We start from the raw sequence: 15,016 nt of genomic DNA, 5'->3' as shown, positions 1-15,016 counted from the left end.
GAAAAATCTTCTCTTTATCCCTTGGGCAAGTCTATTGCAACTAGATTAACTGCTACCCCTACTTATTGAGCCGATACTCTTTTTTTATATACTATTTTTTGACATAAAAAATGCGATCGCTAAACAGGCGATCGCAAATTGAATCATTGTCCTTAACTGCGGCGAATTTCCGTAATTTGGTCGGCAACATCCAAAATTCTTTGGGGCATGGATGGCCCGGTAAAAATCATATCCAAATGATGCGGTTTGTTGTCAATCAATGCCACCACTTCGGCTTCGGGAATCAATCCCAAATTAATCGCTAAACTCAATTCATCGAGAATAACTAAGGAATAACGACCTTCGCGCACCGCATTTTGAACATACTGCCACAATTGTTCGATCGATCGCGTCTCCAGCTCATCTAAATCAGCATTCTCAATGCAGCGTGACAAATCGCAGCGCACCCAGTCTAAATTTTGCCCCAGCCGCACCGGATGCTGGTGCCCTTGATTAATTCCCCCTTTGAGGAACTGCACCGCTAGCACGGGAGCTCCCTGTCCTGCAATTCTGAGGGCCTGAGCCATGACACTGGTAAAAAAGCAGCGGTGCGGGCCTGTAAAGACTTGCACCAGCCCTTGAACTGTGTAGGGCAAGCTGTGGGTTAAATTGAGTTTAGGGGTTTGTAACTGAGCAACCATAGGGCAATATTTAATCAGCAACTAAGTCTTGAGTGCAGCTCCGACCTTGGCGTGGCTGAAGCCTGCTTGACAATATATAGTGTACTGGGCCGAGTGCACATCGGATCGAACACTAGATATATAAGTTCTCAAAAGCTAGCGGCAGTGGCATTCGCAGTCATTTGTTCGATTTTTGAACTAAATTAGCACTTAGGCAGAAACGGGGTTTTTTACCAAAATACGGCGTGGAGCTTGACATTTATACAGTTATAGGGTGAAAAACCACGGTGATGAGAGCATTTTTTGTAGGTTGGGTTGAGGAACGAAACCCAACAATCAAGCGTGGCGTTGGGTTTCGTTCCTCAACCCAACCTACGGAAGTTATTTAATCCACGATCCTTAGATAGTTAGAGGGTGAAAAACCAAGGTTATGAGAGTCTGGCTTCGTCCAGGGCTTTTAAGAAAAGGTACACACATCGCGTAAAATTTGAATGTCGCGGCACTAGGAGCAGGGACTGTGAGAGTGGTGATTCTGGGAGGGCCAGGAGCGGGAAAGGGAACTCAGGCTGAACTACTGTGCAGCAATTTGAGCCTTCCTTTGCTCGCTGTGGGGGACATTCTACGGGAGGCGATCGCAGAAGACACAGATTTAGGCAAGCTGGCGGTGTCTTATGTCGAAAGAGGGGAATTAGTTCCCGACGCAACTATGATTGAATTCTTTCGCCGCCGACTGCTGCTGTGGGATGTCTTTAATGGCTGGGTGTTAGAGGGCTATCCGCGAACGGCTTTTCAAGCTGAGGAGTTGGATTTTTTATTAGAGGATTTGGCGCAGGAGCTAGATTGGGCCGTTTGGCTGAAAGTGCCGATCGAGGTTTTGCTGAGCAGGTCGATCGAGCGCGATCGATCGGATGACCATCCTGAAATTTTACAGCGTCGGCTCGATTTGTTCCACGAACGCACTATTCCTCTTTTAGAGTATTACGAATACCGCAACAAACTGTTAACTATTGATGGCGATCAATCCCCAGAACAAGTCCAGCAGGATCTTCTCAAATTGATCGAGGCTAAGGGCCAATCGTCATAGGATTTTAGATTTTAGATTTTAGATTTTAGATTTTAGATTGAATGACTGCATATTTACCGAATCAAAAAAACCGGAAGATTAATCACCAATTTTAAATTTTTAATGCCCAATTACCCATTACCAATCACCTAAATATTATGTCTTTCCAGCGTCCAGATGGCAGACAACCAAATCAACTTCGTCCGATTAGTTTCGATCGACAGTTTACTAAATTTGCTAGCGGTTCCGTGCTAGCAAAAAGTGGCGATACTCAGGTACTTTGCAGCGTTACAATCAAGCCGGGAGTGCCGAGATTTTTGGAGAATACCGGACAAGGTTGGCTAACAGCGGAATACCGAATGTTGCCTGGTTCTACGCCTCAGCGACAAGAGCGGGAATTTATGAAGTTATCGGGACGCACTCAAGAAATTCAGCGGTTGATTGGGCGCAGTTTGCGATCGTGCTTGGATATGCAACTATTGGGAGAACGCACAATACTTGTCGATGCGGATGTTTTGCAAGCGGATGCGGGGACTCGCACGACTTCAATTACTGGCGGGTTTGTGGCTGTGGCTGATGCTTTGAACAAGTTGGTGCAAAAAGGTGATTTAGTGCGATCGCCCCTGATTCGTCAAGTGGCGGCCGTGTCTGTGGGGCTTTTGGAAGGAGAGCCGTTTTTAGATTTGAATTATCTTGAAGATGTGGCGGCTGAAATTGATTGTAATGTGGTAATGAATGGGGATTTGAATATCATCGAAATTCAGGGAACTGCGGAAGAGGGAAGTTTCAGCCGGAGTCAGTTAAATCAAATTTTGGATGTGGCAGAAACCGGGATTCAAGAATTGTTGGAGGCTCAGCGGCAGGCTTTGGTTTAGATAATTCGGCGGTTGAAACCGCGTCTACACAAACGAAGTCCGCCTTCGCGGACTCAGAGGGTATTTATGTATCCAAAACTAAACTTCGTCACTCTTACCTATTGCCTTTCGCACTTTCTCAACTTGCTTTGGTGCTTCCATTTCATTGAAAATTTGAATCGCTTTATCAAAATATTCTTGGCTTTGGTCACACTGACCCATTTTTTGATAGGTTAAGGCACGTTGATAGTAAGCTTCAGCGAGGTCACATTTAGCAGCGATTTTTTCGAGAATGTCTATTGATTCTGAGTGATGGGAAAGGGCTGTTTCAAATTCTCCCTGTATGCGATAAATCTCTGCTATACCAGTCAATGCTTTCCCTTTAACTTGAGTTTTTAAATCTAGTGAGATTACTTGGTTGTAGATTTTGAGAGCTTTTTCAGGCTTTCCTAAGTTCTTATAGGTCATACCTAATAACAGTAGTTGATATCCAGTAGCACCAGTAGTATATGATTGAACTTGACATTCAAGGTCATCTGCTAATTGAGACAATTCAGTTGACAAGAGTTGACATGATTTCAAGTAACAAGAATAAATATCTAGTGATTCTCTGTAAAACCCTGTTTTGTTAGAGCCACAAATCAGACTTTCAAAAACTTTTGTCGCTTCTAATATTTCACCTAATTCTAAACAACAAAAACCAATATTAAGCCAATAATTTGATTCACAAATATTCATCCATCTTTGGGATTCTTCTGAAATTAAAGTCATTTTATTTTTAAATATCATGCCTAAAGTTAGAGATTTTTTATGACATTCAATGGCTTTGTGAACTTGGCCATTAATTCGATATGAAACTCCTAATATACTGTAAAGTACGCTCGCTCTATAGCCACAGGTGATTTGAGCGATGAGCTGGTTAATTACGGCACTTATTTGTTGCATTAATCCTAATCGATAAAAAGAACGCCCTAACCTGTCTGCTTCTGCTAGTTTTGTATCCCTCCTTTGTAAAATTACATCTCCAGCTTTATCGAAATCAGAAATGTTGACATAGTGGTAATAAGCTTCTAAAGCTATAAAAGCATCTTTTATAGTTTCAATGATTTTAACTCTATTTGACCAAAATTCAGCAGCTTTGCGATTCGCCTCTTCCCAATCTTCACTCGCTCTCAAACCCGCGATCGCCTCTTCCCGAATCATCGGATGCAACCAATATTCTCCATTATTAAACTCTACCAAAGATCGATTTCGCAAAGATTCAATCACCCGTCTGCGCTGTCCTTCTCGCACATCCCACAACAAACACAACAATCCCTCAGTCGGGACAGTTGGCACATCCTGATAGCGATAGCATCCCAAACGGCAGAGGAGTTTATAGGCTTCTGAGTTAAGTTCTTGCAGGCGATGAAACTGACTGGTTACTAAGTTTCCTAAATCAGCCTTAACCAACAGATCGCCACTATTATTCCGCCAATAAGCTACCATATCTCCATCAAAATCTTCTAGAATTGCACCGCAGAGGATACCCATTGCTTTCGCATTTCCTCCATAGGCTTTGTTCATCGCGTTCAGTGTGGGAATATCTATATTAATATGGCGACTCATAAAAAATTGCTGCCACGCTTGCTCATCCAATCCGGGCAAGGAATAGTGAGCAACATTTACATCAGGTTCGCACAGGCGATCGCGGCTGGTTATCAGCGTCACAGACAGCACAGTTGCATCAGCCAAAACTCGCAACAATTCAACATAGCGGCGATGGGGTTCAATAAATCTGCCTTGTCCATCTAGTGCCGGTTCTAAGTTATCAATTAACACGCCTATTTTGCGAGTTTGAAGTTGCCGTTTTAGCCGCCGCAACATCTCCCAAAACTCTCGCCCTGGTTCTTCCTCGAAGTCTTGTTTCAGCCATCCTTCAATTACACTCTCTACAAGTTGGATGTTCTCTTTTTCCTTGGCCATCGGGAGGTGTATCACTAACTCACAACCCTGAGAGATGAGATATTCCTCGGCCAAAGTCGTTTTGCCTACACCGCCCGCAGCTTGGATGACGATGATTTTTGCGCCTTGGCTGATACGGGTGTTGAGGCGAGCGATCGCCCCTTCGCGTCCCACAAAATTTTGGTTTGGTATTGAGGGATGTGCGATCGATCCCTCAACCTCTAGAAAATCCGAGTTGGGATTTGACGTATGAATTTTGACCAAAGTATTGTCATATTGCTTCTGAGCAAATTGGTTGCCCCATTCAGCATAGGAACAGCCCAGCAGCAAGCGACACAAGCCATCGACCAGCCAAAGTTCAGAGGTATTTCGTTTTCCTTTCAGTAAATTTAATACAGCTTGGTCTGAGGGGCAGCGGTCAGGATCTATTCGGTTTTGCCAGTGGACGATAAGTTCACCTGTGCGGGCGCGGCTATTTCCGGGTTTTTTATATCTTTTCTCAAACTCGGTCAGTAAGCTTCCTTGCAGGTCTGGACATACATTCACCGAGACATTGGCTAGGCTCATGGAGGAATGGCGCTAATGCGGACTGCACTTTTAGGTGTTTCAGTGATTTTAGCAGCGAAGTTGGCTTAAAGTTGGCTTTTTTATAATTTGGCTTAAAGTTGGCTTTAAAAGTATCTTTTAGTGTCCCTATTAAACTTAACTTCTGAATACACTCTAGTCATGGGTTAGCTCACCCCATGAAATCAAATTTGATACCGAGTTCAAAGAATACAACTTCAAAAACTAATCGAGGTAATTTTTCAATGCCTGAACAATATAAAGGATACGATCGCACAGAACAAATAGAACAGCGAAACGGAGAAGTCGTCGATTCTGACTTTAATCTTGATTCTGTTGTTACCTACGTGCTCAAAAATCATCCAGAGTTGAACGAAGGAATTGATGAGTTAGTGAAGCAGTATCGCTGCTTCATCTACCTCTGTGGTGTATTTAGTAGTACCTTAAATGTGCCATCCCAGGAAATCGACAAGATATGGCACGGTCACATACTGCATACCAAGGACTACGCAGAGTTCTGCAATGCAGTAGCTGGTCAGTTCATCCACCACAATCCTTTTCCCGAGGAAGAGAAGAACGATCCTCAAAGGATTGAGCGTGCTCGACAAAAATTAATTGAGGCTCAGCAAAAGCACTTTGGACGGCTGGTATTTCAGAATGTCTCTGCTATTTGCAGCAGTGGAGGCTGTGGCGACTAGCTAAGTTTTAGTGATAGCTAATCTTCTCCCACAGTAGGAGGGTAGGCAATGCTAGCTCTCCTGCTTAGACAATAAGTGCGATCGCGCTTACCAGATTTTGATTATTTAGAGTTCAGTTATGAATTTATCTAACCCTTGAAGCACACATTAATTGAGTGCGAACCGGGTTATGTGAAACACATAACTTTTAATTCGATTGCCCAATGCAAATACACAACCAAACATTACAACTGGAGTAACTACAATGTCCTTACCAACAACTGATAATGACTGGGACTTGAAAAGTGGCAGTAGGGATTATTTTGACAACAACCCTGCAACACCTACCTGGTCACCAAATCAGGATGCGTCACCTCAATTGAAGGATGTTGCCCGTAACCTCAGCCAAAAGCTGGGGGTTCCTATAAACGGTTTCTTAGGACTTTCAGGAGGCTATATCTATGAACAGTCTCGTGCATACAAAGGCCCCCATGCAGGAATAGATTTCTCCGCAGGTGCGGGAACTTCCATTAAAGCCGTTGTTTCAGGCACCATTGAAAACGTCTCGAACCAAGGAGCTGGTGGTTTCTTCATTGCTGTTCGTGGTAACGACGGCAAGCGTTGGATTTATGGTCATATAACTAACTCACGCGGATTAGCTAATGGGCAAACCATTCAGGCCGATCAAGAGGTTGGCAAAGTTTTCAATCTAAGCGGCCCACACCTTCACCTGGAAGTTCACACCGATTTCAATGCCCCAAAAACCGGCTTCTTCCAAAACAGCGGGAATCCTGCTAGTATTGCTCTCTTGAAGCAGCAAACAATGAGTCCGCTCCAAGCTTTTTCGCAGTTGAATAACGGAGGCGGTAGCAATCCGAAGCCACCAACGCAAGGAGATGACATCATTACTGGTAATTCTGCTAGCAACAACTTAACTGGTCTTGGAGGTAATGACAAGATATACGGACAAGATGGCAACGACACCCTCTACGGTGAAGCAGGTAACGACTACCTGAACGGTGGTGCAGGTAATGACTACCTCGATGGCTATGCCAGCTTCAACAGAGCCGATTTCGACACCTTAGAAGGAGGGACTGGGGCTGATACCTTCGTTCTGGGAAATACCCGTCAGGGGATGTTCTACCAAGGAAACGGCCAAGCTACGATTAGTGACTACAACTTCCGCGATGACTACATCCAGTTGCGCGGTAATGCCAGTCAGTATCGCCTCATCAATCAGGGCAATGACAAGCTCATACAAACTACGGCCGGAGACACGCTGGCTATTGTCAAAAACGTGCCTGACCTGAGCTTTAATGTCACGTCTTCCCGTCGGGATTTTAAGTTTGTTTAACTTGCTTGTGCATCTACAAAAAATAGTATCTTTAGCAAGACTGGAAACTTGTGACAGGGTGTAGCGCTAAATGCTTACACCCTTTTTTCTGATTACTGGATTTGAGACGAAAATTTACTACTTGTGCTATAATTGAATAAAAATCTTTGTAATTACCAATTGCTAAGATAATGCAATCTGAAAAAATATCAATTTCCCTATCACAATCGCTACTACAGTTTATTGAAAGCTACAAAATTGCTAAAGGATGCAACTCGCCCTCCCAAGTAATAGAAGTAGCTTTGGAATTGCTGCGGAATCAAGAACTAGAATCTGCTTACCGACAAGCATCCAGTGAAGTAGACTCCGCCTGGGATCTAACACTTGCCGATGGATTGACAGATGAAACGTGGTGAAATTTACTACGCTAATCTCAGTCCTACGGTTGGTTCTGAGATAGATAAACGCCATCCCGTATTGGTGGTGAGCAATGACGCTAATAACCGTGCAGCCAATACAGTTACAATTCTACCAATTACCTCTAATGTAACCCGTGTCTACCCTTTCGAGGTCTTACTAAATCCAGAGGATAGCGGTTTGCCCAAACCTTCTAAAGTACAAGCACAGCAAGTACGGACAATTTCTAAACAGCGAATCACCAGCGATGTAGTGGGAAGTTTGAGTGAGGAAATCATGCAGTTAGTAAATGCGGCTCTCAAACTGCATTTAGATGTCGATTAACTGTGATATATAGGCGTTTTTTTTCGTGGCACGGGCGTCCCGCCTGTGCGCTCAATCGCGGGCGTCCCGCCTGTGCCAGGCCAAGCTTTTAAGCTATAATAGCTGCGTAACGTCGAGGTAAGTAAAAAAGTAACATGGATCAAACTTCTACAGTTACAATTAGCAATACATCTTATCAAACCCTCGCAGAAATCTCTGCACTCTCAGGAAAACCAATCGAAACAGTTCTCGAACAAGCGATCGAACAATACCGAAGACAACAGTTTTTAGCAGCAGCCAACCAAGCTTATCTTGCCTTACGCGATCGCCCAGAAGCTTGGCAAGAAGAACTTGAAGAACGGGAAGCTTGGGATATCACTTTAGAGGATGGTTTAGAATGACATCCGCCAAACCATCGCGGGGTGATATATGGCTGATTGACTTGAACCCAACACGAGGAAGAGAGCAAGCTGGCAAGCGTCCCTGTCTAGTGACATCTGTAGATTTATTCAATCAGGGTGCTTCGGGATTAGTTGTGGTACTACCAGTCACATCGAAAGATAAAGGAATTCCCTGGCACGTCGAAGTTAACCCCCCAGAAGGAGGACTTAGACAGCGAAGTTTCATTAAATGTGAAGATGTGCGATCGATCAGTATAGAAAGATTTTTTGAACTGTGGGGTACAGTTTCTCCCACAACATTAATGATGGTAGAAGAAAGACTGCGTATTCTTTTGAATTTATAGCTAAAAAAAAATTAGCTTTCATACAGATAAATATCCCTTTCATTCCCCTGACTGAATTTGACTCCTCACCCACTGCCTAAACCCTCGAATCATCGATGTTTCACCCACATCTTTTTGCGTTCCCAAAAATCCCATAATCCCAGATGGCGACAAAAAAGGAAAGTGAGGAGAAACCTCGCGTTCTACATATTCCAATACGGTTCAGATAAGACACTCAGGGAGACAAAACCCTGTGAAAAACAGATACTGCGATTTCTTCGCTATGCGCTCGTAATGACAAAAAAAAATTAACTGAACCGTATTGATTGATATCCAACCAATAACAAATTACTAATCACTAATCACCAATCACCAAGGACTCCCAATCATCACAAAAGCCGACCAATAATAAGGATGCGACAACTTTAAATCCGCAAACCCTTGCAGCGAAGTCGGCAACTCCACCCCCTCACCCCGACTCAAACCCCGCAATCGGCCACCCTCCAAACGCACATCTCCCCGCAACATCGCAATTTGCGCTTGTCGCAGCGCCGCCCCCTTAATTCGCGCCGTCTTCAACTGCTGGTAAAACTCACTCATCAATCCCAAAGTACCTTCATCACTCACGTACCACAAACTTCCCAAAGCCGTTTGCACCCCCGCTTGCAGCGCCAACCCCCCAAAACCCAACTCCGCTTGTGCATCTCCCACCGCAGTCCGACAAGCACTTAAAACTAACATATTCACCTGCGGATCATTCAATCTCAAATCCCGTAATTGATCCATTCGTAGCCGACTATTCCACAACTGAATAAAAGAATTATTCGGTACTCCAGGTCGAAATTCGCCGTGAGTAGCTAAGTGAATAATCCCAAAAGGCCGGCTTTGATGCTGTCGCTTCAAATTCTCCAAAGTGAAACCCTCATTGAGAAAACTAACTCCGGGCCACTCTCTAGAAATAGCGGCTATTTCAGCAGGAACCGCAGGTAAAGGATTCAACTCGGAAAATTCCGAGGCACCCATTGCTAAAACTTGAGAATTTCTGAGATCGACGTAGCGGGTATCTGTTAAATTAATGCTGGGCATGAGGCTGAGATTGTACTTTTCCACCAAAAATTGCTGTCCGTCGTGCAAAGCAGCAAAGGGCATACCTCTCAAACCTCGATCGACAACAAAGGAAATAGTATCAGTTCCGCACTTTTTCAAACTGTCCTCTAAAGGCGCAATCATCCACTTATAAAGCTGTTGGGAAGATGGTAGATAACTCGTAGTAGCCCGCACCCCCGGTTTGGTAATCTCATCCCTGAACTGAGTGACAACTTTCAGCAGTTCTGCCCGGTTCGCAGCCGGCACACTTTTGTGAACCACTTCACCGCAAGAAGTGATCAGCATTAAATTTAATTCTTCGGGCTGCGAGAACAGATAAATTAAGCTGGGTTTCGTGCCGGTTTGTGCGCCCACGGATGCTAACTTTTTTTTGATTTCCTCTGGGGATACCAACTCGTCCCTGATGTTGATGCCTAAATATTCCCCGAATTCTTGGCTGAAAGATTTGTCCAGCAGAGACAAAGCGGCCGATATTTGGCCTGCCTCCAAATTCCTGCCGATGTCGCCGCGAAATGCTGACTGAATAACTGAATCTCTGATATTTGAATTGATGAAATTTCTCAGTTCTCTGGGAGAGTGCATTCTTTCGGGTGGCATCCTGTCTCCCGGTTTTCCTATATCTTGCGATATTCTGTTTTGGTTCTGCCGCTGTTCGCGACTAAATGGTTGGTTGCGATCGGGGAAAAGCGATCGCCCTCTATCGAATGGCGGTATATCCCTTGGTAATGTTGGCGGCGATTTTGGATTATTGAAATCAGAGGGAGTGGGAGGAGTAGGAATAGGAATAGGAATAGGAATAGGAATAGGAATAGGAATAGGAGGAGTAGGAGTAGGAGGAGTAGGAGTAGGAGGAGTAGGAGTAGGAGGAGTAGGAGTAGGAGGAGTAGGAGTAGGAGTAGGAGGCTCTCCCATTGGTTGGTTGGTAGTGACGATCGCACTATTGCCCTGAGTGTAAGAATTGATGAAAGATCGCCCTTGAGTAATCGTACCTGAAGCATTGCTGGCGATCGCCCCAGCAGTACCGTTAGTCGTCGCATCTCCCACCGCAAAAGGTATCGGCGGATTGACATCGCCGCCACCGTGGCGGATCGTAACTGTACCGGGTTGAGTGTCGCCAAGAGTCGAGATGCTAATAGGAGTCCCGTTTTGGTCAAAAGTACCCGTCACTCGAACTAAACCCGGAGTTGCGATCTCAACATTACCGCCCGCAGCATCGATCGATGCAACACTGATATCATTTTGAGCGTTAAGATTTACTCTAGAAGTGCGATCGGAACTAACAACAGGATTAACATTTATTCGTCCAATTGCAATTTCGTTTCCAGCTAAAATTCCGACACTTTCAACAGCACTTATATTACCCGTGCTGACAGTTCCCCTGCTGCTAGTTACATCAACTGCAACTCCCTGCAAATCCCCTGAATTCACATCCAGCGGCGCTGTTAAATTGACATTTCCTGTTGTAGCGTCCGTATTGCCAATATTAATACTTCCCGTATTGCTAGTTACATTAACTCCAACTCCCCGCAAATCTCTGGAATTTACATTGCCAGAACTTGTCAAATTGACATTTCCTGTTGTGGCGTCGATATTGCCAATATTAATACTTCCCGCATTGCTGTTTACATTAACTCCAACTCCCCGCAAATCCCCGGAATTTACATTTAGCAGCGCTGTTAAATTGACCGTATTTTCTGTTGCTGTAGCGTTTTCAATATTAATACTTCCCGAAGTGCTATTTATATTAACTATTCCTCCCAGCAAATCCCCGGAATTTACATTGCCCGAACCTATTATATTAATATTCCCAATAGATGTAGTATTACCGATCGTAATATTTCCCTGAGCGCTATTGACTTCAACTGCTCCACCTTGTAAAATCCCTGCATTTAAATCGCTGGATGCTCTCAAATTAATAGTGCCAGTGCCAGCGTTAATCGAGGCAACATTCATATTAGTTTGTGCATCCAAATTTACTGTAGGAATGAGGGAATTAACGGGATTTGTGGCGACAGGATTAACAGTTATTGCCCCAGCGTTAATTTCCTGTCCCGCTACAATTCTGACATCTCCAGAAGTAGCGATCGCCCCCGTACTGACACTTCCCGTACTGCTGCTAGCATTGACAGTTGCAGCGTTGAGATTGCCTACCGTTAAGTCCCTAAAAGCTGTCAAATTGATATTCTCAGTTGCTGTAATATTGACTGGTGTAGTATTGGGGACTATAATATTCGGATCGCTCAAAACTCCCAATGCCCCGGAGTTACTGGTAATATCAACATTAGAGCCCTGCAAAGTCCCAAAATTCACATTGCCAAAAGCTCTGAGTGCGATCGCCCCGGAAGTCCCAGTATCGATCGACCCTGTTACTATATTGCCTCGAACAGTATTCAGACTAATACTGCCGTTGATATCAGCACGAGAAATGTCACTTGTCAATATAATATTGTCATTAGCTTGAATATTAATTATCGAACTAGACGTTAATCTGCCCCCAACTAGCACTCCTGCTTCCCTGCTTTCGATATTAATTTGACCGCCATTAATATCTCTAGTTGCGATAATTCCCGGCGCTGACAAAATCACCGGCCCGCCAGCCGAAATATTTTCAACAGAAATCAAATTATTCGATAAAATAGACGCAGGAGTAAATATTGCATCGTCACCTAAAGGATTAGGTTGTTCATTATCACCCGGAGTATCCGTAGGAGAATTAGGAACATTAGGAGAATTTGCCAAGTTTTGTACTCCAGCCCGCAGAATTAAGGCCGGACTACTGGTTAAAATAGCAATATCGGGATCGCCACTCAGATTTTCCCTACCCAATGCAATATCGGGGCCGGTAATTGTAATCTCCTCGGCAACAATGCTCCCCCTCGCCTCGACTTTCAGCGAAACTCCGGTATAATCTCCAAAGAAAACATCTCCTTCCGAACTGATAATCGGGTCAAATAAACTGACAAAGTTTCCCGGCATTCCCGACAAATTGCGAATCGAAAAATTGCCACCCGAAACAAAGTGGGCATCCCCCGAAATAACACCGTTGCTAACCAAACTCAAATTGCCGCCGCTTTGGAATTGCGGGGGAAGAGATAAGCCGCCGATCGCATTTTGAGTGAGAATATCAATAGTGCGAGATCCCTGAATGTATAAATTCCCCCCAGCCTGCGCCAAAAAAGGATTCTGGGCGCTGTCCCTGACCCGCACCGCATCCCCACCCAGCAAACTCAAATCCCCCGTAGTTTGCAGCCTAGCGCCCGCTAACGAGAGATTGTCCGCAGCCCATAAATTCGCACTTCCCGCATTCAACTGCGGCAGCCCAGACACATTAGCAGCAATCGCCACATCCCCAGAATTCACCTGCAAACCAGACCCCACAAGCCGCACAGAACCGTCATCAGCAACCGCAACACCCGCCGCCTGATTTTGCCCAGTACCTGTCAGCAACTGCGGCAAAGAAACAGGATTCAAAGTCTGTGGAGAATTACCAAAATTTCCGCCCGTTGCTATTTCCAGACTCAACAAATGCCCCGGTTGACTAATGCGGAGAACCTGATTTCCCGGAATAGCAGCAACAGTAATTTGCCCGCCCGCAGCCGACAACTGCCCGGTACTAACAACCGTACCGCCAAGCAAAGCCAAATTTTGCCCCGGAGTCACCGCTAAATTGCCAGCATTAACAATACTTCCCGGTACACCCGGACTAAAATAAAAAGCATTTGGCGTACCCACCAACGCGCTAAAATTATTTGTACCTGCAGCATTAAACCAATTTGAACCAAAACCGACACCATTCGCAGTAGTTGCAGTAAAAGCCGCCGGCACGTTCAAACTCGCGTTCGGGCCAAACACAATCCCCGCAGGATTAATTAGAAACAGATTAGAATTGCCGCCCGTGACAGTAATTAAACCGTTAATGAGCGAAGCGTCCCCGCCAGCAATTCGAGCTAATATATTTTGAATAGCCGAATTAGTCAGAAAATTAGCAATTTGACCTTGATTCAAGCCAAACTGCCCAAAACTGTGAAAAAGATTCGCGCCGTCTCCCGACAAACTGCCGCCGTTGATATCATAGCGGTTGCCGATCGGGGTGACAACAGTACCCGTACCGTCAGCAGCAGGCACTATGGGCTGTGCTTGCGCGAAAGTATTAAAAATTAACAAAGAAAAGGGACAAATAAATAGCGCAACCTTTTTAATCTTTAAGTTGGCATTTTTCATAGTAGCAAGTAAAACTATCTCAATTGCCTTAATTATCGCACTTGCAAACAACTTACCTCTAAATTACACATTAATTCGCTCATGACAACTCCCAAAATCAAAAGCCTCTACACAGACGGCGCTTGTTCCGGCAACCCAGGCCCAGGTGGCTGGGGTGCAGTAGTTTGTTTCGCCGACGGCAAATGTCACGAACTCGGAGGTGCAGACCCCCAAACCACTAACAACCGCATGGAAATGCAGGCTGCCGTCGCAGCGCTGGAATTTTTTGCAAATTCCGGTCAAACCGAACCTGTCACCGTTTACACCGACAGCGAATACGTTAAAAACGGCATCACTAAATGGATTCAAGGCTGGAAAAATAAAGGCTGGAAAACCTCAACGGGCAAAGATGTTGTCAACCAAGACCTCTGGCACCTGCTAGACAAGCTGAATTCCAGACAAATCAAGTGGGAACACGTCCGCGGCCACTCCGGCGACTTCTACAACGACAGATGCGATGAAATCGCCCGCAGCTTCTCGCACAATCTCACTCCCGAACTGCAACAGCAGAAACCAACGGGAGACGAGGCCGGGGCGGGCACGGGGGCACCGCCCCTACGCTTTGACAACACAATTGTTTCGGAAGAAACGGACGTAACTGGTAACAAAACGATAGAATCCTATGTCATAACTTCTGACCTTCCGATCTCCAACTCTACCATGATGGATTCAACTGCCGATACCCTGGAGAACTTGCCCCGCGAGGTGAGGGTTCAGGACCTCCGCAATCTGATCGAAACGTTGCACATCGCCGACGAGGTTGCGACGAAAGGCTACTTGATTACCAGTTCTGAACTGGCTGATTTGATGGATGTAAATGCCAGCGCTGTCACCAGTCGTGGAGACAACTGGGTTTGGCGAAATTGGGTAGTGTCGCGGGTGCGGCGCGAGGGCAACCAAATTCTCTGGCAATTAGAGAGAATTGACCACGTTAGTACAACTGATTAGTCAGTTGGCAGTTGGCAGTTGGCATTTGGCATTTGGTCAACAGTTAACTGTTAACTGTTAACTGTTAACTGTTAACTGTTAATTAACTAAGGATCGTCAATTAAATAATTTCCCTTTTTTCTTGTGGGATGGGCGTCCCGCCCGCCCAGAAAGGACGGGCGGG

The 15,016-nt window shown here is 45.1% G+C and carries 12 protein-coding genes; 9 read left to right on the top strand and 3 right to left on the bottom strand.

Translation table 11 applies throughout. The annotated features are described in order from the left end of the window. Window positions 1-152: 152 nt before the first annotated feature. Window positions 153-680 carry a P-loop NTPase family protein gene (locus tag QUB26_RS29440; protein ID WP_333320860.1) on the bottom strand — a complete coding sequence of 176 codons (528 nt, stop codon included), beginning with the start codon at window positions 678-680 and terminating at the stop codon, window positions 153-155. Between the two features lie 496 nt (window positions 681-1,176). On the opposite strand from QUB26_RS29440, the gene QUB26_RS29435 reads away from it, so the two are divergent. Together QUB26_RS29435 and rph are read left to right on the top strand one after the other, a co-directional pair. Next, the gene (locus QUB26_RS29435; protein WP_333320862.1) at window positions 1,177-1,743 is read left to right on the top strand and encodes a nucleoside monophosphate kinase; all 567 of its coding nucleotides are present in this window, start codon (window positions 1,177-1,179) and stop codon (window positions 1,741-1,743) included. A gap of 137 nt (window positions 1,744-1,880) precedes the next feature. Further along, window positions 1,881-2,597, top strand: a complete 717-nt coding sequence (rph, locus tag QUB26_RS29430) for a ribonuclease PH (protein ID WP_333320859.1) — start codon at window positions 1,881-1,883, stop codon at window positions 2,595-2,597. Window positions 2,598-2,675: 78 nt separating this feature from the next. On the opposite strand, the gene QUB26_RS29425 is transcribed toward rph, so the two are convergent. Continuing rightward, complete coding sequence (locus QUB26_RS29425; protein WP_333320856.1) at window positions 2,676-5,087, bottom strand: tetratricopeptide repeat protein; 2,412 nt, start codon at window positions 5,085-5,087, stop codon at window positions 2,676-2,678. Window positions 5,088-5,329: 242 nt separating this feature from the next. Between QUB26_RS29425 and QUB26_RS29420 the strand changes: the two genes are divergently transcribed. The 6 genes from QUB26_RS29420 (at window position 5,330) to QUB26_RS29395 (ending at window position 8,559) form a co-directional block, all read left to right on the top strand. Beyond that, window positions 5,330-5,782 carry a hypothetical protein gene (locus QUB26_RS29420; protein WP_333239234.1) on the top strand — a complete coding sequence of 151 codons (453 nt, stop codon included), beginning with the start codon at window positions 5,330-5,332 and terminating at the stop codon, window positions 5,780-5,782. A 244-nt stretch (window positions 5,783-6,026) separates the two neighbouring features. Further along, complete coding sequence (locus QUB26_RS29415) at window positions 6,027-7,115, top strand: peptidoglycan DD-metalloendopeptidase family protein (protein WP_333239232.1); 1,089 nt, start codon at window positions 6,027-6,029, stop codon at window positions 7,113-7,115. Between the two features lie 170 nt (window positions 7,116-7,285). Further along, window positions 7,286-7,510 carry a CopG family transcriptional regulator gene (locus QUB26_RS29410; RefSeq protein ID WP_333239230.1) on the top strand — a complete coding sequence of 75 codons (225 nt, stop codon included), beginning with the start codon at window positions 7,286-7,288 and terminating at the stop codon, window positions 7,508-7,510. Then, the gene (locus QUB26_RS29405; RefSeq protein ID WP_333239228.1) at window positions 7,497-7,835 is read left to right on the top strand and encodes a type II toxin-antitoxin system PemK/MazF family toxin; all 339 of its coding nucleotides are present in this window, start codon (window positions 7,497-7,499) and stop codon (window positions 7,833-7,835) included. Before QUB26_RS29410 ends, QUB26_RS29405 begins: the two co-directional genes overlap by 14 nt. 134 nt (window positions 7,836-7,969) lie before the next feature. After that, complete coding sequence (locus tag QUB26_RS29400) at window positions 7,970-8,215, top strand: hypothetical protein (protein ID WP_333239226.1); 246 nt, start codon at window positions 7,970-7,972, stop codon at window positions 8,213-8,215. Then, entirely contained in the window at window positions 8,212-8,559 is a 348-nt protein-coding gene (locus QUB26_RS29395; RefSeq protein WP_333179692.1) for a type II toxin-antitoxin system PemK/MazF family toxin, read from the top strand. The genes QUB26_RS29400 and QUB26_RS29395 overlap by 4 nt, the downstream gene beginning before the upstream one ends. Before the next feature lie 348 nt (window positions 8,560-8,907). Here QUB26_RS29395 and QUB26_RS29390 read toward each other — a convergent pair whose 3' ends face one another. Beyond that, window positions 8,908-13,866 carry a CHAT domain-containing protein gene (locus tag QUB26_RS29390; RefSeq protein ID WP_333320854.1) on the bottom strand — a complete coding sequence of 1,653 codons (4,959 nt, stop codon included), beginning with the start codon at window positions 13,864-13,866 and terminating at the stop codon, window positions 8,908-8,910. Between the two features lie 81 nt (window positions 13,867-13,947). Here QUB26_RS29390 and rnhA point away from each other — a divergent pair, with 81 nt between their 5' ends. Beyond that, window positions 13,948-14,853 carry a ribonuclease HI gene (gene rnhA / locus QUB26_RS29385; RefSeq protein WP_333057851.1) on the top strand — a complete coding sequence of 302 codons (906 nt, stop codon included), beginning with the start codon at window positions 13,948-13,950 and terminating at the stop codon, window positions 14,851-14,853. Window positions 14,854-15,016: the final 163 nt, after the last annotated feature.

Origin of the sequence: Microcoleus sp. B4-C1, from assembly GCF_036705285.1 — a bacterium.
Taxonomy (GTDB): domain Bacteria; phylum Cyanobacteriota; class Cyanobacteriia; order Cyanobacteriales; family Microcoleaceae; genus Microcoleus.
The sequence above is the reverse complement of the archived record's forward strand: the minus strand, read 5'-3'. Positions and strand labels throughout refer to the sequence as shown.

What these genes read in the sequence shown, in the direction of transcription:
- QUB26_RS29440 (WP_333320860.1), bottom strand. Translation starts at nt 680, where the DNA reads ATGGTTGCTCAGTTACAAACCCCTAAACTCAATTTAACCCACAGCTTG.
- rph (WP_333320859.1), top strand. Translation starts at nt 1,881, where the DNA reads ATGTCTTTCCAGCGTCCAGATGGCAGACAACCAAATCAACTTCGTCCG.
- QUB26_RS29425 (WP_333320856.1), bottom strand. Translation starts at nt 5,087, where the DNA reads ATGAGCCTAGCCAATGTCTCGGTGAATGTATGTCCAGACCTGCAAGGA.
- QUB26_RS29420 (WP_333239234.1), top strand. Translation starts at nt 5,330, where the DNA reads ATGCCTGAACAATATAAAGGATACGATCGCACAGAACAAATAGAACAG.
- QUB26_RS29415 (WP_333239232.1), top strand. Translation starts at nt 6,027, where the DNA reads ATGTCCTTACCAACAACTGATAATGACTGGGACTTGAAAAGTGGCAGT.
- QUB26_RS29410 (WP_333239230.1), top strand. Translation starts at nt 7,286, where the DNA reads ATGCAATCTGAAAAAATATCAATTTCCCTATCACAATCGCTACTACAG.
- QUB26_RS29405 (WP_333239228.1), top strand. Translation starts at nt 7,497, where the DNA reads ATGAAACGTGGTGAAATTTACTACGCTAATCTCAGTCCTACGGTTGGT.
- QUB26_RS29400 (WP_333239226.1), top strand. Translation starts at nt 7,970, where the DNA reads ATGGATCAAACTTCTACAGTTACAATTAGCAATACATCTTATCAAACC.
- QUB26_RS29395 (WP_333179692.1), top strand. Translation starts at nt 8,212, where the DNA reads ATGACATCCGCCAAACCATCGCGGGGTGATATATGGCTGATTGACTTG.
- QUB26_RS29390 (WP_333320854.1), bottom strand. Translation starts at nt 13,866, where the DNA reads ATGAAAAATGCCAACTTAAAGATTAAAAAGGTTGCGCTATTTATTTGT.
- rnhA (WP_333057851.1), top strand. Translation starts at nt 13,948, where the DNA reads ATGACAACTCCCAAAATCAAAAGCCTCTACACAGACGGCGCTTGTTCC.